This is a genomic window from Kitasatospora sp. NEAU-CNBT7, assembly GCF_057220535.1.
Genome location: NZ_JBXQQB010000002.1, coordinates 353,614 through 379,441, shown reverse-complemented (window position 1 = coordinate 379,441; position 25,828 = coordinate 353,614). Strand labels below are relative to the sequence as shown.

Below are 25,828 nucleotides of genomic sequence, written 5' to 3'. Positions count from 1 at the left end.
GGAACCATGAGCTCGACGTACGACCAGGAGATCGAGGAACTCCTCGCCCTGTACCAGCAGCAGCGCGCGGGCGCGGCCGAGACCCGGCGCCGGATCAACGGCACCACCGGGACGGCGACCGCGCCCCGGCAGACCGTCAAGGTGACGGCCAACGCCCAGGGCGAGGTGACCGCGATCGAGTTCCCCACGGGCGCCTTCCGGCGGCTCACCCCCAAGGAGCTCTCGGAGGCCCTGCTGACCACCATCGCCGAGGCCCGGCGCGACGCGCTGGAGCAGGTCACCCAACTGACCGACCTCCGCCTGCCGTCGGGGGCGAGCGCCGCCGCCCTGCTCCGGGGCACCGCCGACCCCGCCGACCTGCTCGCCGAGGAGCCCGGTATGCCGGACCGGGTGCGCGACTACATCGACAACGGACTCGACGCCGGGAGCAGCCGTGGCTGACCGCACCTTCGCCGTGGACCCCGAGGGCCTGCGCGAACCACTGACCCGGGTACGGGAGATCGCCTCCGAGTTCCACGGCATCGGCGCCGGCCTCACCGAACGGCTCGCCGCCATCGGCCCGTGCTGGGGCGACGACGAGTCCGGCCGCCAGTTCTCCGAGGTCTACCACGGGCCCCGGGACCAACTCCTGCTCGGGTTCTCGGCCATGGCCGACGTCGTCAACCAGACGGCCGACGGCATCGACACCATGGCCAAGAACTTCCGGAAGCTGGAAGACGACAACGCCGCGCACGCGAAGACCCTCAACGGCGGCGGCGACCACGCCCCTGCCATCGGCGGGCACGAGGGCGGCGGCCAGCACCCGACCAGGCCGGGGAAGCGGTGACGATCCAACTGCCCCCCGCACTGAGCTGGGTCGCGTCCCTGGCGGTCGGCTCGCGCTGGCCGAAGGGCGACGAGGACGCCATGGCCGTCCTGGGCCACGCCTGGGAGGACGCCGAACGGCGGCTGATCGGACTCGTGGACCGGCTCGGCACAGCGGGAAGCTCCGTACTCGAGCACGTCGGCGGCCAGGTGGCCGACCAGTTCCAGCACTTCGTCCAGAGCCTGCGCACCAGCATCCCCGAGGTCGCCAACGCCTCGGGGCAGCTGGGCCTCGCCGCGCGCAACACCGGGGTACAGCTCCAGCACGCCAAACTGATGATCCTCGCCCAGCTGGTGTGGCTGGCCAACGAGATCGTCGACCTGTCGTTCTGGGCCCCGGAGGCGATTCCGGCCGCCGTCACCTCGACACGGGTGGCGGTCATGATGATCCTGCGGCGGCTGATGCAGTCCATCGTCAGCGGCGCGGTCCTGATGGCCGGGATGGACCTCGGGATCCAGGCGATCCAGCGGCTCATGCACGACCGCACCTCGTGGGACTGGTCCTCGGTGGGTATGTCGGGTGCGAGCGGCGCGGTCGGCGGAGGGGTCGGCGGAGTGATCGGCGAAGGCGCGCGCGGCGTCTTCAAGGAGGCGGCCAACACGCTGGTCGGCAAGGGCGCCATCGGCGGGGTCAACGGCATCGCCGGCAGCACGGTGCTGTCCGCCACCTTCGGCGGCCCGAACGACCTCGCCATGGCGGGCGCCGGCGGCGCGGCCGGCGGGATGCTGTCCGGCGCCGGCCGGCGCGGCCGCGGCCGCGGCCCGGCCCCCAAGATCGACGGCGTCAACGTCCACGTCCCGCCCGCCGTCCACCTGCCCGACGCCGAGGGCGCCCACGGTCGCGGCCCTTCCGGAACGGAAGCGGCGACGGGGACGGGGACGCGGACGGGTGGCGCCGACCTGTCGTCGGCGGGCGGCCCGGGCGGGCACCGGGGCGTCGGCGACGACGGGCCGGGACTGCCGGCGGTCGCGCCTGCGGACGGTGCCGGCGCGACCGCCGGTGCAGGCTCCGGCCGCGCTCCGGATCCGGTCGCCGACGGCTCGGGCCTCCCTGCGGAGGCGTCGGCGCCACCGGCCGCGACCGGCGGCCTCGAGTCCTCACCTGCCAACGCCGCCGCCCAACTCCCGCCCGGCCAACTCCCCTCCGGCCAAACCGAGTCCGGCCAACTCGAATCCGGCCGGGAGACCGCCGGACCGCCCGAGGCCCCGGCCGCGGCCTCGGGGCTCCCCGGCTTCGAGACCACGCTCACCGCTACCGGACCCGCCGCCGGAGCCACCTCGGGCGGCACCCGACCGGCCGGAACCCGACCGGCCGACAGCCCGAGCTCGGCGACAGCCGGCGGCCCGACCGTACGGCAGCCCGCCCGCTCCGGGGCCGCCGGCCAGGGCTCCGGCGCGGCGCGCCTCGGCGCGGACGGCGTTGCCCCGCACGCCCCGCCGCGCCCGGCCAACGGAGTATCGGCACTCCCGGACATCACCCGCTCGGGGGCGCCGGCTGCCTCCCCGCACGACAACACCGCGCCACCTCGGACCAGTTCGTCCGAGCCCTCCCACCTCGCACCCCCGGCCACCTCACCCGAGTCCGCATCCGCTCCGCACGGCAGCTCGGCCGAACCCGGCCGGACCGCACCACCCGCACCTCACGACAGCGCGGCGGAGCACGCACGAACCGCACCACCAGCCGCCGCCGCGTCCGCCCACCCCCTCACCACCGAACCCCCGGCACCGCCCGCCGCAACACCCCACAACACCACCGCGCCCCGGACCGGTTCGGCCGAACCCGGCCGGACCGCACCACCCGCCACCACCCCTCAGGCACCGCCCCACCACACTTCTGCGCCCCAGAACACTTCGGCGGAGCCACCCCGCACCGCCACCCCCACCGCCACCGCTCCCGGCCAGGCACCCCCCGCCGCAGCACCCCACAACACCACTGCCCCTCACGACACTTCGGCGGAGCAGACCCGTACCGCACCACCCCCCACCACCGCCTCCCTCTCACCTCAGGCACCGTCCGCCCGCCCGGCCGAGGCCTCCGGCCAAGCCGCAGCGCAGGCGCCGCAACAGACACCACAACAGGCGCCGCAGCAGGCACCGCCGCAGACCCGCGAGGCCGGCCAGAGCGCGGATCGCGCCGTCGCGACCGCAACCGGCCGACCCAGCTCGGGCGATGCCGCCGCTGTCCGCACCGCCGCCGGACCGCCCGCACCACCGGTCCGTACGCAGGAGCCCGTCCAATCCGCCCCGGGCGTCTCCGGCCCTGGCCTGTCCACGTCCGGCCCCGCGGACCTGTCCGCCCGCCCACAGACCGGCAGCAGCACGCCCGGCGCATCCGAGGCTGGAACGCCGCCCGCCGCGGCCGCCGCGCAGAGCGCCGAGAGCGGCGCGTCCACCGCGGGGCCGGCGCAGCCGGCCGCTTCCGCGTCCCACCCGGCACCGGCCGGACCTTCCCGCGGCTCCACGGCCGCCGATCAGGTGGCCCCCGACCCCGGCGGGCAGTCCGACCTGCAGGACCCAGAGCACGCCCACCGCCCGCGCTTCATCGTCCGCTCCGGCTTCGACCAGCGCCGGTTCACGTACGAGGGGACCCCCTACACCGATCTGACGGTCCGCATCGCGTTCCGAGGCGGCAGCGCCGACGACACCACCAACACCGTCAACCTCCTCCAGCAGGGCGTCCAGCACCACTTCAACGACGGCGATCACGTGCTGCCCAACCGCGACCATCTGCACGTCACGGTCGAGCACGTCGGCCCGGACGGCGACCCGCACCTCACCGTGGACCTGGTCGGACCCGGCGGGCAGATGGACCAGCACAGGTGGCACATCGGTGCCCATCCGACCGAGTACGCGCACGAGTTCGCGCACCAGTTGGGCCTCCGGGACGAACATGGAGGCCCGTCGAGCCCGCACCGGGTAGTTATCCCGGGCAGTCTGCTCGGCGACATCCACCATCGGCCCACCGAGCCGGGTCTCGATCAGGCCGGTCTGCGGAACCGCTACCTGCACTTGATCGGCGCACTGACCGGTGGCGACGAAGGTATCTACCGCCCGCCCGCCGAAGCCCCGGGCGCCCGATCCGAGGCGGGCCGGGTACCGGTCCGCCCCACGCCGGGAGACACCACGGCCGGGACGCCCCCGCAGGGCCAGGCACCGACCCGCGAGGACGCGACTCGGACCGGCCGCCCCGATGCTCCGGCCGCGGCACCCGACCGGCCCACCACCTCGGTGCCGCCCGCCGCGCGCCCCACGGAGGGCGGCGCCGCCTCCGGCCAGCGGTCGTCCGATGGCAGCACCGTTCGGCGCCCCGCCAGCAGCGACCCCGGCTGGCAGCGCGCCCGAGCCTCCGCGCCTTGGGCGCCGCGCTCGCACACCTGGGTGAACCCGGTGTCCAAGCCCGCCCCCGCCGAGGCCGCGACCGCCACGGAGACCCCTGCCCCGACCGCCCGGCCTGCCAGCACCTCCCACTCCCCGGCCCAGGCCCCGGCCGCCCAGCAGCACCAACAGCCCGCCGCGGCCGAGCCCACCACCCGACCTGCCACCACCCAGGAGCCCGCCGCCAACCGGCCCGCACCCGAGCACCCCGTCACCCAGAATCCCGCGGCTCAGCCCTCGACCCCGCAGGAAGCCACCAGCCGGCCCGCCGCCCAGAATCCCTCGGAGCAGCCTGCCGAGCCCGCAGCCCCCCACCAGCCCGCACCCGAACAACCCACCGCCCAGAGGCCCACGGAACAGCCCGCCGCCCAACCCGCCGCCCCGCAGGAACCCACCCACCAACCCCCCGCCGAACACTCCACCCAGCGGCCCCCCGCCGAGGCCGCCGCCCAACCCCCCGAACCTGCAGCCCCCCACCAGCCCGCACCCGAACAACCCACCGCCCAGAGGCCCACGGAACAGCCCGCCACCCAACCCGCCGCCCCGCAGGAACCCGCCCACCAGCCCTCAGCCGAACAACCCGCCCAGCACCCCGCCCAGCACCCCGCCACCGAGACCGAGACCGCCACCACGCCGCCCACCGACCACCAGTCGTCCGACGCCCCGTCGGCTCCCGAGCAGGCGGCCGCCGCCCACCCCCAGTCCGCGCCGACTCCGCCCTCCCGCCCCGCTCCTGCCCCACCCGCGCCCGCCGTCGATCCACGCCACCGGGCCTCCTTCGCCGGACTCAAGATCACCGCCGATCCCGGGCCGGCAGCCGTCCGGGCCCAGATCGAGGACATCCTCGGCGGTCACCGCACCGACACGACGGTCGTCCAGGGGCTCGACTCCCAGCTCACGCCCGGCAATTTCCGCGACAACCACCCGCAGATGGTCGACGGCGGCTGGCGTTTCCCGGTCAGGGTCGGCGGGCGCTGGCACGAGGTGGTGGTCACCGCCAAGCCCGGCGACTGGCTGCCGGCCGACCACGTGCCCACCAAGGATCAGGCCGAGAAGGAGGGCAAGACCGACATCGAGACGGCCGCCAAGTCCAGCTACCAGCCGGAACCCCGCAAGACCCAGGCCGCGCACTCCGAGGCCGGGATCAATGTCGCGCCGTCCGTGACACGTCCGGTCAACGATCATCTGCTCGTGACCGGTTCGGCCTCCCTGACCTTCGGCGGGGCGAACCACGAGACGGAGACCACCGTCACGTCCACGGCGGAGACGTCCAACAAGCTGACGCTGACCGGACCGACCGCGCCGCACGTCAACGAACTCGACTACCACGTCTCCGTCCTGGACCACCAGGGGCGGCTGCTGGGCGACCGCGGGCCGATCGTGGACTCGGTGACCGCCGAGATCCCCCTCCGCGGGACGCCCGAGGGGAGCGAGCCGCAGGCCTGGAACGGCTGGGACCGGCCACCGCCGGGCGACGCGGAACACGCCGCCCCCGCACCGGGCCTGCATCCCGAAGGCCAGCCGCTCACCGTCACCGGGCTCGGCGACGCCCGGGACGCGGTGTTCGCCGCCTTCCCGGCGGAGCGACGCCCGGACGCCCCCGCGCACCAGGCGATCAACGACTTCTTCACCCTCGACAATGTCGTCAACGAGTTCGAGCACGCGGCGAGTTGGGGCATGACCTCGCCCCCGGTGCGGTTCTCCGACGGCAGTACGGGCCACCTGCACCTCACGCTGGAACCGCGTGGCTCCACCGTGCTGGACACCGTCGACCACAAGAGCGAACTGGGCTCGAACACCTCGACCGAGCACAAGGGGAGCCAGGTGACCAAGGCTTCCCGGAGCGCCGGGCTCAGCGCTGGTCCCACCGGGCAGGTCTGGAAGTCCAGCCGGCCGGGTGACCGCGAGTCGAAGTGGCTGGGCGGCTCGGCGGGCTACTCCTACACCTCGAACCACGACCACGAGGACAAGAGCAGCCACACCGTGAAGGTGGCGGACAGCCAGGAGCACAAGGGCAAGGCCGACCTCGTCTCCACGGACGTGCGCTTCAACGTCAGCGTGACCAAGCAGCACCTGTCCCCGCACGGTGACGGCCTGTACGTGACGGAGCGCCGCGTGGTCGACGTCCCGGCCGGACCGGGCCCGGCGCCCGCCGAGCACCACAGCGGCGACGTCGTGATCGACGTCGACGCCCCCGTCAAGCACCAGGCCTTCCGCGTGGTGCCGCACCCCATCACCAAGGACACCACGGCCGACACCCCCCACGACTCTGCCGCCACCTCCCACACCCCCACCGACGGCCCCTCCCGCACCCCGGCCGGCGCCCCCGGCCACGCCGGTGCGGACAGCGGCCCGTCCGGATCCGGCACCGCCGACGCCGTCACCCCGGTGGACCCGTCCGCCGCGCCCGCCGGGGCGGCGCCCCCTGCTCCCCCGGACGCCGCCGGGCTGCGCGACCCGTTGGGCGGCGGGCGGACCACGTACGTGAAGGTGCCCGGTTCGGCGGAGTTGGAGCGGCACATCGTCGGCCGGCTGCACGAGACGGCGCCGGGGCTGCTCCCGCCGCCGGCCGGCGCCGCGGGCACCGGTGCGGGTGCGGGCGGCGGGGGCGGCCACGCCCGGGTCACCCCGAAGGCGGTCGAGAACCTTGCCGATCTGCACCGGCAGATCACCCCGTCCGCACTCGCCCGCGGCGGTCCCGACCTCCTGGACGGCAGGTTCCGGATCACCCTGGACAGCTCGCACCTGCCGGGCCTCGGCGGGCACACGCACGAGATCCTGATCAAGGCCGACCCGGGTCCGGGTGAGCACCAGGGCTCGCAGAGCGTCACCACGAAGAACAGCGTCAGCCGTACCGCCGGCGGCGACCAGGTGGTCAGCGGCGGCGGCAAGCACACGGTCTCCGGCAACCTCAGCCTCCGGACCTCGCTGAACGATCCGGACACCACCCGGGCCTTCGTCAACGGGAACCTCGAAGGTTCCTCCAGCACCAGCCACCAGACCACCACGGCCGCGTCCACCGAGACCAAGCACGAGTTCAGCATCGAGTCGACGGCCGACCGCTTCGGCTATCCGGTCACCTACCACGTGATGACCGGACGCGAGGAAGCCGGCCACCCGACCACGGTGCTGGACACCGGTGCCGGGTCCGCGCACGCCGCGCAGACCCGGCAGGTCGCCGCCGGCGGGCAGTTGGTCGTGGAACAGCACCCGGCCGCGCCGCCGTCCGACAACCCGCCGCCGGCGCACCCCGTGATCGACCATCTGCCGCATGCGTCCTTCGTCCGGGACGTCGACAACGAACAGGCGTTCCGCGCGAGCGCCGAAAGGGCGCTGCGCAGCGCGTTCGACCAGGGGACGCTGCGGCACGGACCGTCCGACCTGTCCGAGGTGGTGGATGCGCTGGGCGGGCCGGGGCAGCTGCGCGGCTCCGTCACCGCGTCGCACAACGGCTGGGCGAACTCCGGCCACGAGCACGTGGGTGGTGGACTCAACCAGGGGACCGCCGGGCTGTCCACCCGCACCCGGCTGGGCAACTTCGAGTACCAGGAGACCCTGTCCGGTGAGGGCAAGCTCACCATCGAGAGCACCTCGAAGACCTCGACGGGCGTGGAGGACAAGTGGAGCCGGGCCGGAAAGGGCGGGGTCGGGCCGGACTTCGGCCGGTTCCCCGAGGCACCGACGGGCGTCCACGAATCCACCTACCAGGTCCGTGGCGGCTTCAAGGTGAAGGGCGGTTCCACCGTCAGTGGCGGTGACGCGGTCAAGCACGAGATGTCGACCGTCCGCAGCATCGCCACCCCCAAGGGCACCTGGCACGTCTACCGGGCCGACGCCGAGGTCACGACCGTCGGGCGGGTCACCGACAACAAGGGGGTCACCCGTTTCGGTGACCCGGAACGCAGCAATCACACCGTACACGTCCTGTTCTCCGACGCCGACGTCCGCGCGCTGGGCGGCGACGCCGCGGCACCGGGTCCCGCCGACCCGCGGACCGCGCCGCTGCTCGACCGGGGCATCAGCGGCGGCGCGTTCGCGCACGTGAAGGGCAGCGACGAGATCCTCGGGGAGATCGACCGGCAGGTGAACGGCCCACGCCCGGCGGGCGCCCCGCCGACGGCGGCGCTTCCGTTCGCCGACGTCTACTCCCCGCACAACCTCGACGCGAACTTCGACGAGCTGATGACCAAGGGCATCCGCTCCCAGCACGTCGACGAGAACCGCTTCGGCCAGGTGACCACCACCGTCCTGGTCCGCGGGATGCCGGGAGCCGGTTGGCACGACGAGCACCAGCAGTCGGAGAACGAGATCAGCCGGAAGGTGACGGTCTCGCAGACCGTCACCGGCAGCGCGGGCGGTGCGGGAGCGCTGGGTGCGGAGGGCAACGTGCGTGCCTCGGTCCGGCCGCCGGCTGCCGTCCGGCACCTCAGCAATGCGAGCTACAACCCGGGCGCGGGCGCCGAGGGCTCCCTCACCACCAGCGCGAAGTCGGGGATCACCACCGAGGTCGGCCACAAGACCTCCGGCTTCGGCAGCAACCACAAGTTCTCCAACGACATCGGTTTCGACGTGTCGGTCAGCCAGCAGAACCACCAGGGGCGGTTCATCAACCTGCACGCCCCCGCGCCGGTCAACCCGCCCTGGCGGACCGAGGCCTGGGTGCCCGAGCCGTTCACGGAGCGGCCCGCGGCGCCGCACGGCCCGGCGGCCGTCCAGCCGCCGCCCGGCCACCCCGCGGGCGCGGCAGCGCCGCAGGCCGGATCCGCGGGCGCAGCGGCGCCACCCGCCCAACCCCCGCACGTGGCACCGCCGCAGGCGCCGCACCCGGCCGGCAGCGCGTCCGCACCCCCGGCGGCCGCAGCCCCGGTGGCCGCGGGCCCGGGAGCGGGCCCGGCCGGCGGTGGGATCGCCCTCGGGCCGATCGGTCCGCACGGGGCCGATCGCAACGCCTGGCGCCAGCAGTTGGCCGCCGGACACGACATGGCCGGCTTCGACAACTCCGGCCAGCTGATGGACAACGCCTCCCGCACCCTCGCCACGCCCCGCCCGTGGGGCGACGGCATCGTCGGCCGGACCGGCTCGGCACTCGCCACGGGTGCCGGGGCGGTCGGGTCGGCGATGAGCACGGCGGCGCACGCGGTGACCCCGCAGGGCGTCCTCGACATGGGCAAGCGGGTCGTCGAGTCCTTCATCAGCGACCCGCGGCTGCCCGACGGCAACGCGCTGAAGCACGAACAGCAGCAGCACCTGCCGCCCGACGTGCAGCAGGGGTTGCGCCAGGTGTTCTCCCCGCAGTCCACACCGGCGATCTTCCATGAGCTCAACAGCCCCGGTTCCTCGTACCGGACCGTCCCGCTCGGCGAGGACGGTCGGACCAGCCTGGTGGTCAGGATGGAACCGACCGGCCCGGCCGAGGAGTTCAACACCCGCGAGAATGGCAAGGACGAGCTGACCAGCAGTGCGAAGGACGCCTCCAGCACAGCAGCGACCAAGGGGTACACCTGGAGTGCCAACCCGGCGGACTTCTCCGTGCTGACGGCCGACCCGCTGGTGAACATTCCCATCAGCCTCGTCAACCTGGCCGGGCAGGGCACCGGGGACCGCACCGTCCCGGTGACGCACGCGCCCGGCGTGCCCAGCCGCGCCCTGCCGCTACCCGACATTCCGCACGGCAAGGACCCGACCGAGGCGGGCAAGGCGGAGCTCAAGGGCCCGCAGGCACTGATGCGCCAACCGGTCAGGATCACCACGCAGAAGGCGGACCACAACGGCCCGTACGGTGAGGCCGTCCCGACCGACGGCAACCTGTACTACTGGTCGCAGAAGCCCCCGGCCGCCGACAACGCCCCGGCCGCGGCCGCACCCGCACCTGCCGCGCCCGCCCCTGCCGAACCACCAGCGGGCGCTCCCACGAACACCGCCTCCAACGGCAGCAGTTCCAACCGCCCCGCCACCCCGCCCAGCGCACCCGCGCCCGGTTCCAACACCCCGGCCGAAGCACCGGCAAGCAATCCCACGAACACCGCCGCCAACGGCAGCAGTTCCAACCGCCCCGCCACCCCGCCGAGCGCACCCGCGTCCGATTCCAGGCCCGCGAACGCGCCCACGACCACGCCCAGTCCCTCGTCCACGTCCGCATCGCTGAAGCCCCCGGCCGGAGCACCGGCGGGCGCTCCCACGAACACCGCCTCCAACGGCAGCGGCGCCGACCGACCCGCCACCCCGGCCAGCGCACCCGCGTCCGGTTCCACCTCCACGTCCACATCCACGTCCCCGTCGCAGGACCCGCCGGCACCCGCCGAGGGCACCGGCGGTCCCGTGACCGTCCCGCCCTCCACCGGGAGCTCGAGCGGCAGCCCGGGCGTCCAGGGGCCGCCTGCCGCCGCGGCCCCACCGGCCGGCACCGGTTCACGGCCCGTCATCTCCCTCGACACCGCGGTCGACTCCTCCGCGCATCCCGGCCCGGCGCCCATCGCTCCCGTCGCCCCGCGTCCCGCGTCCGATGCCGCCTCCGAGGTGTCCAGCCTGCACGGATCCGTGTTGTCCGACCTCGCCGGGCTGTCGCCGGTGTCACCGGTGGCCCCGGGGTCCCCGGCCGCTTCCCACCACTCCGCCCCCGGCGGCTCCGTGCTGGACGACCTCGCAGCGCGGCCGGCCCCTCCTGCGTCCCCAGTCGCCGCCGAGCCTCCCGTGCCCGCCGCCGCCCAACCCGGGGCCCAGCCCGCATCCCGGCCCGCAACTCCCGTCCCCAGACCGGCAGCCCACCCTGTCGTCCCTCAACCCGCATCCCCTTCCCCCTCGCAGCCCGCAACCCCGTCGGCGGCCCAGCCCGCAGCCCAGCCCGTCCCCGAACTCACACCCTCGCCCGCAGCCCAGCCCACAACCCCGCCCGCGTCGCAGCCGGTCGCCCAGTCCACGACCGCCCCCGCCCCTCAACCCACGTCCCAGCCTCCGGCCGCGCCGAACCCCCCATCCCCAACGACGAGTTCCGCCGCCTCCAGGCCGGGCCCGCCCACCCCGGCCACCAGCTCCCCGGCCACCGGTTCCCCGGCCGCCGGGCGGCCTCCGCAGCAGCCCGGCTCCGCCCGGCCGCAGGCGGACACGGGCACACCGATCACCACCACGGCGGATGTCGGCCCGGCGGATCCGTCGGCGGGTGAGCCGATCCTGTCGGCTGGCGGCGGCCTGACCCTCGCGCCGGTCCCGCTCACGGGTGGTCCCTCCGGCGCCGTGCCGGACGACGGCGCGCCCCTGATCGCCCCGGCAGCCCTCCCGTCCCCGCCCCCGGCCACCCTGCCGTCCCCGTCCGCCCTGCCGTCCCCGTCCCCGGCCCCCGCGGCCCTCCCCTCCCCCGTCCCGGCGGCTCCCCCGTCCCCCGTACCGGAGCTCCCCGACCCCTCTGCCCCGAAGGGGAGTTAGCGGGCGACGCCCGGCCCGCCACCAGGCCGCCCGGACACCACCCGGGCGGCCGCCGGGCCCGTTCGGGCATCACCTGACCCGTCCAGTGGGCCGATCGTTCCACTGGCAGTCAAATACCGGTAAGGATCTCGAAAGATTCGGGCACTCCATACACACCGCCTGGCCGGTATAAATCTCAAAAAGACCGCAAACGGACCGTCAGCTGCCCGAACGGTCCACTTCGGAAAACGAATTGAGGTGGTACTTGATGCGCGGGGAAGAGCGGAAGCACCGGATCCTCGCCCTGGCACGCCATCAGGGCCGGATCGAGGTCACCCGCGTCGCCGAGGACCTCGGGGTCGCTCAGGAGACCGTCCGCCGCGACCTGCGCGTCCTGGAGGACCGGGGCCTGCTCCACCGTACTCACGGTGGCGCATACCCGGTCGAGAGCGCGGGGTTCGAGACCGACCTGGCCCGCCGCACCACGCTCAACGTCGACCGCAAGCGCCGGATCGCCGCCACCGCGGCCACCATGCTGGGCGAGGCGGAGACGGTGTTCATCGACGAGGGCTACACCCCGCAGTTGCTGGCGTCGCTGTTGCCGACCGACCGGCCGCTGACCGTGGTGACGGCCTCGCTGACCACCGCCGCCGCGGTGGCGGACTCCGGCAATCTGACGGTCCTGCTGCTCGGGGGCCGGGTCCGCTCCCGCACGCTCGCCACGGTCGGCTCGTGGACCTGCACCATGCTGAGCGGCTTCGTCATCGATCTGGCGTTCATCGGCGCGAACGGCATCTCCCGCGAGATGGGGCTGACCACGCCCGATCCGGTGGTGGCGGACGTCAAGGCAAAGGCTCTCCAGGTCTCCCGCAGAAGGGTGTTCATGGGCGTGCACACCAAGTTCGGCGCGAGCAGCTTCTGCCGGTTCGCCGAGGTCGGCGACTTCGAGGCGATCATCACCGACACCGGCCTGTCCGCCGTCGAGGCCAACCGCTACGCCCTGCTCGGCCCGAAGGTCATCCGGGTCTGACAACCCCTTCGAAGCCTTCCGCCCACCCGCAGTCCCTCCCCCGGTCCCCCACCTCCCGCCGGTCCCTCTCCTCCCCCAGTCCCCCACCTCCCGCACTCTCCCACCGCCGCGCGCACCCGCCGCCGGCCGGTCGATCCCGCACGCACTCGAACAGGAGCACCCCATGATCCCCAAACGCGCCCTCGCCCTCGGCGCCGCCCTGCTCACCACCCTCGGCCTCACCTCCTGCAGCGGGGCCGGCGGCGGCGCCACCGCGCACTCGATCAACGTGCTGATGGTGAACAACCCGCAGATGGCGGACCTGCAGAAGCTGACGGCGGAGAACTTCACCAAGTCCACCGGTATCACCGTCAACTTCACGGTGCTGCCCGAGAACGACGTCCGCAGCAAGATCACCCAGGACTTCTCCGCCCAGTCCGCCCAGTACGACGTGGCGACCATCAGCAATTACGAGACCCCGATCTTCGCCAAGAACGGCTGGCTCGCGCCGCTGACCCCGCGCGCGGACGCCGACCCGGCGTTCGACCAGAACGACGTCCTGCCCGCCATCCGCACCTCGCTCACGGTCGACGGCCAGCTGTACGCCGAACCCTTCTACGGCGAGTCCTCGTTCCTCATGTACCGCAAGGACGTGTTCGCCGCCAAGCAGCTCGCCATGCCCGACCGGCCGACCTGGCAGCAGGTCGCCGCGCTGGCCGCGCAGGTGGACGGCGCCGAGCCGGGGATGAAGGGCATCTGTCTGCGGGGCCAGCCGGGCTGGGGCGAGCTCACCGCCCCGCTGACCACGGTGGTGAACACCATGGGCGGCACCTGGTTCGACCAGGACTGGCACGCCCAGCTGACCAGCCCCGCCTTCAAGCAGGCCACCTCCTTCTACGTCGGCCTGGTCCGCGACCACGGCGAGGCCGGCGCACCCCAGGCCGGCTTCACCGAGTGCCTGACCAACATGGAGCAGGGCAAGACCGCCATGTGGTACGACGCCACCTCGGCCGCCGGGGCGCTGGAGTCCGCCGGCTCGCCCGTCGCCGGGAGGATCGGCTACGTACCGGCGCCGGTCGAGCAGACCACCGGTTCGGGCTGGCTGTTCACCTGGGCCTGGGGTCTGCAGAAGGCGAGCCACCACCAGGACGACGCCTGGAAGTTCATCTCCTGGGCCTCCGGCAAGGGGTACGAGCAGCTGGTCGGCTCCCAGCTGGGGTGGTCCCGGGTGCCGGCCGGCAAGCGGACCTCCACCTACGCCACCCCGCAGTACCTGGCGTCGGCCTCGGCCTTCGCCGAGCCGACCCTGAAGGCCCTGCAGGCCGCCGACCCGGCCAACCCCGGGGTCCAGCCCCGTCCCGCTCCCGGCATCCAGTTCGTCGGCATCCCCGAGTTCGAGGACCTGGGCACCCAGGTGTCGCAGCAGATCAGCTCCGCCATCGCGGGTCGGATCACGGTCGACCAGGCGCTGAGCGCCGGACAGGCCCTCGCCGAGAAGACCGCAGCCGCCCACGCCAAGTAGCGGACCCCAGCCCACCGTCCGGCGGTCCCGGCCGGCGCAGAGCCGCCCGGCCGGGGACCGCCCGCACCTCAGGAACCCACATGAGCACAGCCTCCCTGCCCGATTCCCTCGAGGCCCGCGCGTTACGCCGCGGCCGTACGGCACCCGCCGAGCCCCGCCCCCGCGGCGCCTGGGCGCGCCGCGCGCCGCTGCTCCCCGCCCTGGTCTTCATGATCGTGGTCACCCAGCTGCCGTTCCTCGGCACCCTGGCGTTCTCCTTCATGCACTGGAACGCCCTCGACCCGGCCGGCCGCGGCTTCGGCGGCCTCACCAACTACGGCCACGCGCTGGGCGACCCCGCCCTGCGCACGTCCATCCTGACGACCGTCGAACTGACCGCCGCGGTCGTCGCCGTCAGCCTCCTGCTGGGCCTCGGCACGGCGCTGCTGCTGGACCGCCGCTTCCTCGGCCGCGGCCTGGTGCGGACGATGATGATCACCCCGTTCCTGGTGGTGCCGGTGGCCTCGGCGCTGCTGTGGAAGCACGCGCTGTACAACGCCTCGTACGGGCTCTTCGACGGCCTGCTCACCGCGGTCGGCGGCACCGGCGCCCCGCAGCCGGACTGGCTCTCCGCCGTGCCGCTGCTGGCCGTGGAGGCCTCGCTGGTGTGGCAGTGGACCCCGTTCATGATGCTGATCCTGCTCGCCGGGCTGCAGAGCCGGCCGGCGGACGCCGTCGAGGCGGCCCGCGTCGACGGCGCGAACTCCTGGCAGATCTTCCGCCACCTCACCCTGCCCCATCTGCGCCCCTACCTGGAGCTGGCCGCGCTGCTCGGCAGCATCTACGTGGTCCAGAACTTCGACGCCGTCTTCACCCTGACCTCCGGCGGCCTCGGCACCGCCAACCTCCCCTACACCGTCTACCGGACCTTCTACGAGGGGCACGACTACGGTCTGGCGTCGGCGGAGGGCGTGATCGTGGTCGCCCTGACCACCGTCATCGCGACGCTCGCGCTGCGCACCGTGCTCTCCCTGTTCCGAGCGGAGACCCGCTGATGACCGGTACCCGCGTGCGCCGTACCGGCGCCCTGCTCGGCCTGGCCGCCTGGCTGGTCGGCCTGCTCTTCCTGCTCCCGTTCGCCTGGATGGTGCTCACCTCGCTGCACAGTGAGGCCGACGCCGCGACCAACCCGCCGAGCGTGGCGGCCCCGCTGACCCTCCAGGGGTACCGCGAGTTCTTCGGCGCCGGCACCGGGGTGAGCCCGTGGCCGCCCCTGGTCAACTCGCTGACCGCCAGCGTGCTGTCCACCCTGCTGGTGCTGGCCCTGGCCACGCCGGCCGCGTACGCGCTGTCGGTGCGGCCGGTCCGCAGGTGGACCGACACGCTGTTCTTCTTCCTGAGCACCAAGATGCTGCCGGCGGTGGCCGGCCTGCTGCCGCTCTACCTGATCGCGCAGAACACCGGTCTGCTGGACAACATCTGGCTGCTCGTCATCCTCTACACCTCGATGAACCTGCCGATCGCGGTCTGGATGATGCGGTCGTTCCTGGCCGAGGTGCCGAAGGAGATCCTGGAGGCGGCGGCCATCGACGGCGCCGGCCTCCCGACGGTCCTGCTGCGCGTCCTGGCACCGGTGGCCGCGCCCGGCCTCGCCGCGACCGCGCTCATCTCGTTCATCTTCAGCTGGAACGAGCTGCTGTTCGCCCGGGTGCTGACCGGCGTGGTCGCCGGCACCGCACCCGTCTTCCTCACCGGTTTCGTGACCAGCCAGGGGCTCTTCCTGGCGAAGGTCTGCGCGGCCGCGGTCTGTGTCTCCCTGCCGGTGCTCGTCGCCGGTTTCGCCGCCCAGGACAAGCTGGTCCAGGGCCTCTCCCTCGGAGCCGTCAAGTGAAGGCAGTCGTCATCAGCTCCCCCGGCGTGCTCGGCATCGAGAGCGTCGACGACCCGACGCCGGGCCCCGGCGAGGTGGTGGTCGAGGTCGCGGCATGCGGCCTGTGCGGTACCGATCTGCACATCCTGGAGGGCGAGTTCGCGCCCAGCCTGCCGCTGGTCCCTGGCCACGAGTTCGCCGGCACGGTCGCCGCGCTCGGCGCGGGGGTGAGCGGTCTCGCGGTCGGCGACCGGGTCGCCGTCGACCCCTCGCTGTACTGCCACGAGTGCCACTACTGCCGCCTCGGCCGGGACAACCTGTGCGAGCGGTACGCCGCCATCGGCGTCACCACCGCGGGCGCCGCGGCCGAGTACGCGCTCGCACCCGCCGCCAACTGCGTCCGGCTGCCCGAGCACATCGACGTCCGGGACGCGGCGCTGATCGAGCCGCTCTCCTGCGCGGTGCGCGGCTACGACGTGCTGCGTGCCCGGGTCGGGAGCAGCGTGCTGGTCTACGGTTCCGGCACGATGGGCCTGATGATGCTGGAGCTGGCCAAGCGCACGGGGGCGGCTTCGGTCGACGTCGTGGACCTCAACGCCGAACGGCTGGCCACGGCCGGCCTGCTCGGGTGCAGCCGGACGGCCGCCACCGCCGAGGAGTTCGACCAGCCGCGGGGCTGGGACGTGGTCATCGACGCGACCGGCAACGAGCACGCGATCCAGGACGCGCTGGGCCGGGTCGGGCGCGGCGGGACCTTCCTGCAGTTCGGTGTCGCCGCGTACGCGGCCCGGGCGGTGATCGAGCCGTACAAGATCTACAACCAGGAGATCACCATCACCGGGTCGATGGCCGTGCTGCACAGCTTCGAGCGGGCGGCCGCGCTCTTCGCCGCCGGGGTGCTGGACCCGGGGGTCTTCATCAGCGACCGTTTCCCGCTCACCGAGTACGCCACCGCGCTCGGGCGCTTCCAGGCCGGCCTGGGCCGGAAGATCCTGGTCACCCCGTGACCGCGGGCACCATGACCGGGGACACCGTGACCGCGGGCACCATGGCTGAGGACACCATGGCCGGGGACACCGGGACCGGGGACACTCTGCCCGGACCGGCCGAGGTCCTGGTGGTGGGCGAGGCGCTCGCCGACGTGGTCGACGCCCGGGACCACCGGCGCGTCCACCCGGGCGGCAGCCCCGCCAACACCGCCCTGGGCCTGGCCCGGCTCGGCCACCGGGTCCGGCTCGCCACCCGTCTGGGCGAGGACGAGTACGGCGTGGTGATCCGTGACCACCTGGCGGCCGGCGGGGTGGCGCTCGCCCCGGGCTCGGTCGGCGCCTGGCGGACCTCCTCCGCCACGGCGGTCCTCGATCGCGAGGGCCGGGCGACCTACACCTTCGACGTCCACTGGGACCTCTGTCCGCGGAGCGCCGGGCTCCCCGCCGGGCGGGACTTCGGCCATCTGCACGCCGGGTCGGTCGCCGCGCTGCTCGACCCCGGCGCCGAGCGGGTGCTGGCGATGGTCCGCGGCGCCCCGGCGGACGTCACCGTCTCCTACGATCCCAACCTGCGGCCGGCCCTGCTGGGCAGCCCGGAGCAGGAACGGCCGCGGGTCGAGGGGCTGGTGGCGCTCAGCGACGTGGTGAAGGTCAGCGACGAGGACCTGGGGTGGCTGTACCCGGGGAAGGACCCGGCCCGGGTCGCCGCGGACTGGGTCCGCCAGGGGCCGTCCCTGGTGGTGCTGACGCGCGGCGCGCTGGGGGCACGGGCCTACTGGCGGCACGGCCGGCTCGACGTGGACGCGGTCCCGGTCGAGGTCGCCGACACCATCGGCGCGGGCGACGCCTTCATGGCCGGGCTGGTCAGCGGGCTGCTGGCGGGCGGGCTGCTGGGCGCCGGGCAGTTGCGGCTGGTGCGGGCGACGTTCGGGGCGCAGCCGGCCCCGGCGCTGGTGACCGCGCTGGAGCGGGCCGCCCGCGCGGCCGCCCTCACCTGTGCCCGGTTCGGCGCGGACCCGCCGACCCTGGCCGAACTGGCGGCGTTCGCGCCCTGACGGCGGCCGCGCCGGGGTGACCGCGGCGGGGCCGGCCGCGCCGGGGTGACCGCGGCGGGGCCGGCCGCGCCGGGGTGGCCGCCCTGCTAGCGCCCCGGGACCCGGACGACGTCGACCTCGTACTGGTCGACGGCGCCCTCCCAGCGGACCACCAGGCCGGCGTCCTCCTCGTCCCAGGCGTCCGGGTCGTGGTCGCAGAAGGCCAGGTCGTGCGATTCGGGATCGGCGTACCCGGCGAGGTGGGCGCGCAGGCCGGGGTCCTCGATGCCGGCGACCCGCTCCCAGGCCTCCGGCGCCACCTCGTCACCGGCCTCACCCGGCTGCGTCGCCCGGCCGCGGGCGTCGGTGCGGGTGAGGCCGGTGGCGGCCCGCAGTGCGTCCAGCAGGGTGCCGTCCGAGGCGACCTTGCCCTGCCGCAGCCGCCAGGAGGTCCCGGGCAGGTCCGCGGGAGCCAGCCCGTGGGCCTCCATCAGCCGGGCGAGGTCGGCGCCGCGGACCAGCCCGCGGTCCGGATCGGCGGCCGCCGCGACCCCGCTCGCGAACGCGGCGGGCAGGCCGTCGGGGTCCACCTCGAACAGCGAGCCGCGCGCGTCGAAGACCAGCGCGGGGTGGTCCAGGTCGCCGGGCGGGGTGAGCGCCAGGTGCTCCAGGACCACCGGCCGCCCGTCCACCAGGGCCTCCCGCGCGATCCAGACCGGCTCCCGGTCCAGTCCGCTCTCGTACAGGTAGTTGCCGCCGAACAGCACCTCGTAGACCCCGGGGGCGTCCGGCGGGTCGAAGGAGGTGAGCGGGCGGCCGAGCAGTTCACCGAACGCCTGGGCCAGGCCCGGCTCCCAGGCGGCGGGGGTGGTGCGGTCGGTCTCGAGGGACATCCAACGGGCTCCGTCATCCGGTCGTACGGTCAGCGGCGGCGGGCCCCGACAGCCCGGCGGGGAAGGCCGGATCGCGAACCCGCCACCGCAAGTCAACCGCCTCCCACCGACAACCCCGCCCCCGGGGACCGCCCCTGGGAGCGGGTCAGAGGTCGCGGAGGCGGCCGATGGGGACGATGGCGACCCAATTGCCCTTCTGGATCTGGTAGATCGAGGCCACCTGGTTGCGGGTGTCGCCGAACTCGTCGAAGGAGACGTCGCCGGTGACGCCGAAGAAGTCCACGTCCGGTACGGCCTCGGTGACGGCTTTGCGGATCTCCGTGCCGGAGCCCGACTTGCCGTGCGCCTGGCGGGCGCGGCCGACCGCCTCGATCAGGGCCCAGGTGGAGTCGTAGGCGTACGGGCCGAACGGGCCGGGGGCCTGGGGGTGGGCGGCCTTCTGGTACTCGTCCAGGAAGGTGAACGCGGAGGCGAGCCCCTCGACCGAGATGCCGGGGTTGCTGGCCAGGTCGCCGTCGGAGGCCTGGCCGGCGGCCTTGAGGTACCCGTCGGTGTGCAGGCCGTCGCCGCCCGCCACCGGCGCCTTGACGCCCGCGGCCTTCAACTGGGCGGACAGCGGGCCGCCCTCGGGGTGCTCGCCGCCGTAGTAGACGATGTCCGGGCGGGCGGCGGCGATCTGCCGGACCAGCTTGGAGAAGTCGGTGGTGCCGGGCTCGATGGTGGCCCGCAGCTGTACCGTGCCGCCGTCCTCCTCGAAGGCCGTCGCGAACTCCGCGGCCAGGTTGCTGCCGTAGGCCTTGGTGTCGCTGACCACGACGGCCTTCTCGGCCTTCAGCTGGCTGCGCGCGTACCGGGCGAGCAGCGGGCCCTGCACGGCATCGGTGGTGACGGTGCGGAAGTACGTGGGGTAGGGGCGCTTCTTGCCCTTGGTGCGGTAGTCCGCGCCCCAGGTCAGGGAGGGTGCGGTGTTGGAGGGGGAGATCTCGGCGAGGTCGGCCTCGGCCAGCACCGGGGCCATGGTGAGTGCGCTGCCGGAGGTGAGCGGGCCGACCACGCCCACAACTTCGGGGTCGGCCACGAACGCCTCGCCGTTGGCGCGGGCCAGTTTCTCGTCCCCCTGGTCGTCCTTGGCGTCCAGGACGAACCGCACGCCCGGCACGGTGTTCTTGGCGTTGGCCTTGGCGATGGCCAGTTCGGCCGAGTACTTGATGCCGAGCCCCAGGTCGGCGAGGTTGCCGCTGAGCGGGGCGTCCAGGCCGATGGTGAAGGTCTTGGTGGGTGCCGCGTCCGCGCCGACCAGTGAGCAGCCCGACAGCAGGAGGACGCACGCCATGCCCAGGTACGGGGCCCGGCCCGGTGCGCGGCGGGCGGGGTGGGGCGGCACCGGGGCGGTGCCCCCGCCGGAGGTGGGTATGAGGTCCGACGGTGTGGCGCCCGGCGGCGTGGCGTCCGCCGCGGGCGAGGTGGATCTGGTCAACGGCACATCCCTTGCGGAGGGTTCTGTGTGCGTGTCGAGCCGCACCTGACCGAGGCCGACGACGCACGGAGGGTACCGGCGGCCGAGTGGCGACTGGGCCGACGGGGTGAGCAGTTGTCCGCGGGGTGGAGCGAGCGGCGGGTCCCGCGCCGGAGGGAACGGGCGGGCACCGGGCTGGGCGGCGCGGGCCGGTCCGAGGAACATCACCGGTGCGGGTCGATGGGGCGTGACCTTATCCGCCCCCTCGCGGAGCGTCAACGCATCCGCCGGCCCCCTCACGGCCGGGCCGCCCGCCACCTCCTGTGATCCAACTTCCGTTGCACACACGAGATCGAGTAGTGCCACGGCCGCGATCTCGACGGCCCGTGCTTGCCTGGTCACGGCCACAGCCGGCGGACGGCGGCCCGCGCCTCGGTGACGGCGCCGGCCGGCACCTCGAAGGACTTGTCGACCCCTCGCACGGGCCACCGCAGCAGCAGACGCCCGCCGTCGACGGGCAGCAGCCGCAGCCAGTAGCCGAGCCGCCAGTACGGGCCGTGCGAGCCGGCCCGGAGCAGCAGCACGGGGGCCGACTCCGCGGGCGGCTCGGCCGGTTCGGGGTGGGGGCGGTTGTTCCGGAAGACCCGGCCGTCCGGCAGGTGCAGGGCCAGGTGGAGGCGGTCGGCGCCGCCGTGCCGGGCCTCGCGCATGAGGTTCTCGAGCTCGGAGTGGGCCGTCGGCGGCGTGCGGGTGGCGTTGAACCGGACCTCCAGCGCGATCTCCAGGCCGCTGCTGTACGCGACGAGCCCGGACACCGTGACGGCGACCTCACCGGTCGCGGCCGTGAACGGCGGCCCGGGCAGCGGGGCACCGACCTCCGCGGGCGGCGGCTCGTGGTCCGGGGTGTCGCCGCTGCCCGCGATCAGGGCTCCCAGGTTCTCCTCCACTACCGGGCCTTCCCGACGGCAGGTCCGGTGAACTGGGCCACGGGGTGGGCGAGTTCCGGTCCCGGCGGGACCGGCGGGGCGTGGCCGCCGGGGTCCGGTCCGGCGGGCGGCCGCGCGCACCGCATCCGTCGCACGGGTGTACCATCCCTGCATCGGAGTAGAAACGTGCGGTCACTGCGGGTCGTCGACACCCGTCGGTCGGGCAGGGCCCCACGCGTGCACGCGGTTCGGACGGGCCGCCACTTCTTCCCAGTGAAGGAGTGCGCCATGGATGTCCGCCGCGATCCGGTCCTCGAGGACACCGATGACCCGACCGGAGTCCCCGGTCCACCGAAGTCCCTGCGGGAAGCGGGGGTTGCGCTCGCCGGGCTGTCGGCGGTGTTCCTGTTCGAGATGCTCGACAACTCGATCCTCAATGTCGCGCTGCCGACCATCGGCCGTGAGCTGTCCGCGTCGGCGGCGGCGCTGCAGTGGGTGACGGGCGGGTACGCCGTGGCGTTCGGCGGGCTCATGCTGGCGTTCGGCGCGCTGGCCGACCGGGTCGGCCGCCGGAGGATCATGCTGGTCGGGCTGGTGCTGCTGGGTGCGGCGAGTCTGGCCACCGCGTTCGTCGGCACGGCGGAGCAGCTCATCGCGGTCCGCGCGGCGACGGGTGTCGCGGCCGCGATGACGACGCCGGGCTCCCTCGCGCTGGCGTTCCGGCTGTTCGACGCGGACGGGCTCCGGGTCCGGGCGACGACGCTGATCTCGACGGTGGGCCTGGCCGGGCTCGCGGTCGGCCCGACCCTGGGTGGTCTCGTGCTCGCCGTCGCGCCGTGGCAGGCGCTGCTGCTGGTGAACGTGCCGATCGCCGCACTGGCGTTCCTGGGCATCCGCCACGGCATCCCCGCCGACCGCCCGGACGAGCTGCACCGCGCCCCGGTCGACGCCGCCGGCGCGCTGCTCGCCACGGCCACGATCGGGCTGGCGCTGGTGGCGCCGACGCTGTTCGTCGGTCCGGGTCCCGCCTCGCCCGTGCCGTGGCTGGTCACGGCGGCGGCCGTCGTGACGGCGGTGCTGTTCGTGGTCCGTGAGCGCGCCGCCCGCCATCCGCTGCTCGATCTCGCGCTGGTGGCCCGCCCGCTGGTGTCGAGCGGTCTGGCGTTCAAGGCCGCCGCGAGCCTGGCGACGGCCGGCCTGGGGTACCTCGTCACGCTGCAGTTGCAGCTGGACTGGGGCTGGACGCCCGCCCGGGCGGCCGTCGGCATGCTGCCGCAGGTCGTCGTGCTGATCGCCGGCGGTGCGGTGATCGGGCCGCTGGTCTCCCGCGTCGGCCTCGACCGGGCCGCCCGGTTCGGCGCGGGCGCCGTGGTCTGCGGGCTGGCCGTCCATGCGCTGCTGGGCCGCCTGGGGTACGGGTGGGTCGCCCTGGCGCTGGTGCTGGTCGCGGCCGGGATGCGGGTCGTCGGTGTCGTCGCCGGGACCAACGTCATGCGCGGCCTGCCGGCCGACCGCACCACGGTCGGGGCGGCGCTGGTGGACACCGCCGGTGAGGTCAGCACCGGCGTCGGCGTCTGCGTCGGCGGCACCATCCTTGCGGCGCTCCTCTCGGGCGGCATCGCCACCTCGGCCTGGGGTCCGGAGCGCGTGGCGCGGTTCGACCAGGCGGTGACCTGGGCCGGTCTCACCCTGACGGTCCTGGCGGCGGCGCTGGTGGGGTGGGGCGTCCTCCGGGGCCGCGGCGCCGCACCGGCGTCCGCGGCGCAGCCGGAACGCGGGTAACCCGGGCCGGGCCGGGCCCGCGCTGGGCGGAGAGGGCAGGATTCGAACCTGCGCGGGCCCCGGAGGACCCTGCTCGGCCGTTGCCGGCCAGGCACCCGATGAACCGCTCCGGGCACCTCTCCCAATCCCGGGAGGCCGTCTCCGGCGCTCCCTCGATCTGCCCTCAGCATGCCCGGGCGGCCTGACCGGACGCTGACCCCGTGCTGACCCGGCCGCCTCGGCTCCGGCGGGCCGTGGGCCTGGTCCGGCCGTGCCCGCCGCGCGACGCTCCCCGGCCTCCCGGCGGGCGCCCGACGCCGCGCGGTGGTACGACGCGAACTGTCGGACCCGGCCTCGGGATCAAAGAGTCGGCCGCCCGCGTCAATGACGGTCCTCGCGCCGCGGCCTACCTTCTGTGCGGGCCCGTGCAGGAGCCGCCCGTGCCCGGGGTCCGGGCGGCGGCCGGGGTCCCGGCCCGGCGCAGCGCCGGGCCGCCGACACCACCTCAGGAGGATGTGCATGGCCGTCATGGCGCGTGGGAAGGTCACCGGGTTCTGTTGCCGGTTGGGGGTCGGCGTCCTGGCCGTCGGTCTGTCGGGTGTCGGGACGCCGCCCGCGCAGGCCTCCGGGATCACCGTTCCGGCCGCCTTCGCCGCACCGGCCGGTGCGGCCTCCGCGGTGCAGGACATCCGGCTCGGCTCGTGGATGGAGCAGCTGCAGGGGACGATCGGGGACCGGCCGCTCGACCGGATCGCGATGCCGGGCAGCCACGACGCCGGGACCGCGGGGATCACGGCGGGCAGCGGCATCTGCGAGCTGGGCGACACCGCGAGCACCGCCAAGATCAACCGTTCGATCGCCGCGGGCATGTCCCGGTCCCAGAGCGGTTCGCTCGCACAGCAGTTGGAGGCCGGTTCCCGGTATCTGGACCTGCGGCTGTGCAAGCAGGACGGCAAGTGGTTCATGTACCACGGCGGCCCGATGGGCCGCCTGTTCTTCGACGCGCCGGACGGCCGCGGCGGCACCGCGAAGGGTGAGGTGGGCGAGCTCGCCGACTGGATCGCCCGGCACCCGAAGGAGATCGTGATCGTCCGGCTGCAGACCGCCGTACCGGCGGCCACCGCCCGGGAGGACAACCGTGCGGCCGTCGCGGCGCTGGGCGCGGCGATCGGCGGCGGGGCACCGGACAATCCGGCGATCGCCGACGGTTCGCTGGGGCCGGACTCGACGTACGACCAGTTCATGGCCGCCGGCAAGCACGTGGTCCTCATCGACGACACGGCCAGTACGGCGTACCCGTGGGCGTGGGGCCCTTCCGCGCAGTCCTTCCGCGGCAGCTACGTCCAGGTCAGCCATGACTGGCAGGACATCGCGAAGAGCATGCTCGACCCGCGTCAGGAGCAGAAGAACCGCGACGCGGTCCTGAACCGCATGGACACGGTGCTGGGCCGGGCACCGGGGGCGGACGCCGGGAAGTTCTTCGTCCTGCAGGGGATCGTCGACCCGACCAACTCCATCCCGAACGCGTCCGTGGACTGGTTCCTCGCCCTGTTCAAGCTCGTCCCCTCCAGCCGGTCGGACACCTTCCTGCTGACCATGGAACACAAGCTGAACGCCCAGATGCTGGCCAGGTTCCGCACCACCTGGAACAACTCCAACATCACGGACAACCTGAACATCGTCATGACCGACGACGTCAACCAGGCCTCCGACGGCGTGGGCGCGGGGGAACTCCAGCGGGAGATCGTCTCCAAGAACCTCCCGCAGACCGTCACCCCGGACACCTTCTACAGCACCACCCGTGCCCCGGACGGCTCGTGGACCGCTCCGAGCGCACTGTCCGGAGCCGGGGACGCGTACCGGTTCGCGGGCCCGCGCCAGGCGGTGGCGGGGATGCCGGACGGGAGCGTCCAGGTGATCGGCATCGGCCTCGACGGCAACATCTGGCACAACATCGCTCGGTCCGACGGCAGTTGGCAAGGCTGGAACATCCTTCCGGCGGCCGACGGCAGGAGCGCCGGGTTCGCCGCCGCCGACCTCGCCATCACCGCGATGCCCGACGGGAGCGCGCAGCTCGTCGCCGTCGGCCGGAACGGCTACGCCTACCACAACATCCGCCGCGCGGACGGCTCCTGGCAGGGCTGGGCCGCCATGGCCGGTACCGACGGCGGCCTGGTCAAGGCGACGAAGGTGGCGGCCGCGGGCATGCCGAACGGCTCCACCCAGGTGCTGGTGTTCGGCGCGGACGGCCGGATGCGCCTGGGCACCCGCGCCGCCGACGGGTCCTGGAGCCCGTGGAGCGTGGTGGCCGGGGTCGGCGCCCCCGACTTCGCCGGGCGTTCGCTGGCCGTCGCCGCGCTGCCGGACGGTGACGCGCAGCTCGCAGCCGTCGGCACCGACGGCAACGTCTGGCACAACGTCCACCGCGCCGACGGCAGTTGGCAGGGCTGGCGGGCGCCGGCCGGGGTCGGCAGCCCGATGATGGGCGCGACCGAGGTGGCCATCACCGGGCTGCCGGACGGCTCCAGCCAGCTGCTGGCCGTCGGGCTCGACGGGAACGTCCACCACACCACCCGTGACCGGAACGGCGTGTGGGAGCCGTTCCGGCCACTGGCCGGTCTGCGGGGCGCGGGCTCCTTCGCCGGCGGCCAGGTCGCCATCGCCGGCCTGCCCGACGGATCCAGCCGGTCCGTCCTGACCACCCGCTGAACCACCCCTCGGCGCCCCGCCCGACCCCGCGGGCGGGGCGCCG

At 74.3% G+C, this 25,828-nt stretch carries 14 protein-coding genes and 1 tRNA gene; 11 read left to right on the top strand and 4 right to left on the bottom strand.

What is annotated here, in order from left to right; all coding sequences use genetic code 11:
• Nucleotides 1-6: 6 nt before the first annotated feature.
• The 9 genes from AC2TEW_RS04500 to AC2TEW_RS04460 all read left to right on the top strand — a co-directional run bounded on the left by AC2TEW_RS04500 (nt 7) and on the right by AC2TEW_RS04460 (nt 18,061).
• On the top strand, nt 7-441 hold the full coding sequence (locus AC2TEW_RS04500) for a YbaB/EbfC family nucleoid-associated protein (protein ID WP_484621964.1): 435 nt from the start codon (nt 7-9) through the stop codon (nt 439-441).
• On the top strand, nt 434-826 hold the full coding sequence (locus AC2TEW_RS04495) for a WXG100 family type VII secretion target (protein ID WP_484621963.1): 393 nt from the start codon (nt 434-436) through the stop codon (nt 824-826). Before AC2TEW_RS04500 ends, AC2TEW_RS04495 begins: the two co-directional genes overlap by 8 nt.
• The gene (locus AC2TEW_RS04490; RefSeq protein WP_484621962.1) at nt 823-11,658 is read left to right on the top strand and encodes a WXG100-like domain-containing protein; all 10,836 of its coding nucleotides are present in this window, start codon (nt 823-825) and stop codon (nt 11,656-11,658) included. Before AC2TEW_RS04495 ends, AC2TEW_RS04490 begins: the two co-directional genes overlap by 4 nt.
• Before the next feature lie 247 nt (nt 11,659-11,905).
• Nucleotides 11,906-12,667, top strand: a complete 762-nt coding sequence (locus tag AC2TEW_RS04485) for a DeoR/GlpR family DNA-binding transcription regulator (RefSeq protein WP_484621961.1) — start codon at nt 11,906-11,908, stop codon at nt 12,665-12,667.
• 163 nt (nt 12,668-12,830) lie between these two features.
• The gene (locus tag AC2TEW_RS04480) at nt 12,831-14,168 is read left to right on the top strand and encodes an ABC transporter substrate-binding protein (protein ID WP_484621960.1); all 1,338 of its coding nucleotides are present in this window, start codon (nt 12,831-12,833) and stop codon (nt 14,166-14,168) included.
• 80 nt (nt 14,169-14,248) lie between these two features.
• Complete coding sequence (locus AC2TEW_RS04475) at nt 14,249-15,202, top strand: carbohydrate ABC transporter permease (protein WP_484621959.1); 954 nt, start codon at nt 14,249-14,251, stop codon at nt 15,200-15,202.
• Nucleotides 15,202-16,038: a carbohydrate ABC transporter permease gene (locus tag AC2TEW_RS04470; protein ID WP_484621958.1), complete on the top strand. Its 837-nt coding sequence runs from the start codon at nt 15,202-15,204 to the stop codon at nt 16,036-16,038. Before AC2TEW_RS04475 ends, AC2TEW_RS04470 begins: the two co-directional genes overlap by 1 nt.
• Entirely contained in the window at nt 16,035-17,024 is a 990-nt protein-coding gene (locus tag AC2TEW_RS04465; RefSeq protein ID WP_484621957.1) for a zinc-dependent alcohol dehydrogenase family protein, read from the top strand. The genes AC2TEW_RS04470 and AC2TEW_RS04465 overlap by 4 nt, the downstream gene beginning before the upstream one ends.
• Nucleotides 17,021-18,061 (top strand): carbohydrate kinase family protein, encoded by a 1,041-nt coding sequence (locus tag AC2TEW_RS04460; protein ID WP_484621956.1) that lies wholly within the window; start codon nt 17,021-17,023, stop codon nt 18,059-18,061. Before AC2TEW_RS04465 ends, AC2TEW_RS04460 begins: the two co-directional genes overlap by 4 nt.
• Before the next feature lie 86 nt (nt 18,062-18,147).
• Here AC2TEW_RS04460 and AC2TEW_RS04455 read toward each other — a convergent pair whose 3' ends face one another.
• The 3 genes from AC2TEW_RS04455 to AC2TEW_RS04445 all read right to left on the bottom strand — a co-directional run bounded on the left by AC2TEW_RS04455 (nt 18,148) and on the right by AC2TEW_RS04445 (nt 21,336).
• A complete protein-coding gene (locus AC2TEW_RS04455; RefSeq protein WP_484621955.1) occupies nt 18,148-18,933 on the bottom strand; it encodes a hypothetical protein in 786 nt (261 codons plus the stop codon).
• 145 nt (nt 18,934-19,078) lie between these two features.
• The gene (locus AC2TEW_RS04450; RefSeq protein ID WP_484621954.1) at nt 19,079-20,410 is read right to left on the bottom strand and encodes a branched-chain amino acid ABC transporter substrate-binding protein; all 1,332 of its coding nucleotides are present in this window, start codon (nt 20,408-20,410) and stop codon (nt 19,079-19,081) included.
• Between the two features lie 377 nt (nt 20,411-20,787).
• Complete coding sequence (locus AC2TEW_RS04445; RefSeq protein WP_484621953.1) at nt 20,788-21,336, bottom strand: hypothetical protein; 549 nt, start codon at nt 21,334-21,336, stop codon at nt 20,788-20,790.
• A gap of 267 nt (nt 21,337-21,603) precedes the next feature.
• Here AC2TEW_RS04445 and AC2TEW_RS04440 point away from each other — a divergent pair, with 267 nt between their 5' ends.
• Nucleotides 21,604-23,097 (top strand): MFS transporter, encoded by a 1,494-nt coding sequence (locus tag AC2TEW_RS04440; RefSeq protein ID WP_484621952.1) that lies wholly within the window; start codon nt 21,604-21,606, stop codon nt 23,095-23,097.
• Between the two features lie 27 nt (nt 23,098-23,124).
• On the opposite strand, the gene AC2TEW_RS04435 is transcribed toward AC2TEW_RS04440, so the two are convergent.
• Nucleotides 23,125-23,219, bottom strand: a tRNA-Cys gene (locus AC2TEW_RS04435).
• A 376-nt stretch (nt 23,220-23,595) separates the two neighbouring features.
• Between AC2TEW_RS04435 and AC2TEW_RS04430 the strand changes: the two genes are divergently transcribed.
• Entirely contained in the window at nt 23,596-25,785 is a 2,190-nt protein-coding gene (locus AC2TEW_RS04430; protein WP_484621951.1) for a DUF8189 domain-containing protein, read from the top strand.
• The last annotated feature ends 43 nt before the right edge of the window (nt 25,786-25,828 follow it).

Coding starts and splice junctions, on each gene's coding strand:
- AC2TEW_RS04500 (WP_484621964.1), top strand. CDS start 7: ATGAGCTCGACGTACGACCAGGAGATCGAGGAACTCCTCGCCCTGTAC.
- AC2TEW_RS04485 (WP_484621961.1), top strand. CDS start 11,906: ATGCGCGGGGAAGAGCGGAAGCACCGGATCCTCGCCCTGGCACGCCAT.
- AC2TEW_RS04480 (WP_484621960.1), top strand. CDS start 12,831: ATGATCCCCAAACGCGCCCTCGCCCTCGGCGCCGCCCTGCTCACCACC.
- AC2TEW_RS04475 (WP_484621959.1), top strand. CDS start 14,249: ATGAGCACAGCCTCCCTGCCCGATTCCCTCGAGGCCCGCGCGTTACGC.
- AC2TEW_RS04470 (WP_484621958.1), top strand. CDS start 15,202: ATGACCGGTACCCGCGTGCGCCGTACCGGCGCCCTGCTCGGCCTGGCC.
- AC2TEW_RS04455 (WP_484621955.1), bottom strand. CDS start 18,933: ATGTCCCTCGAGACCGACCGCACCACCCCCGCCGCCTGGGAGCCGGGC.
- AC2TEW_RS04440 (WP_484621952.1), top strand. CDS start 21,604: ATGGATGTCCGCCGCGATCCGGTCCTCGAGGACACCGATGACCCGACC.
- AC2TEW_RS04430 (WP_484621951.1), top strand. CDS start 23,596: ATGGCCGTCATGGCGCGTGGGAAGGTCACCGGGTTCTGTTGCCGGTTG.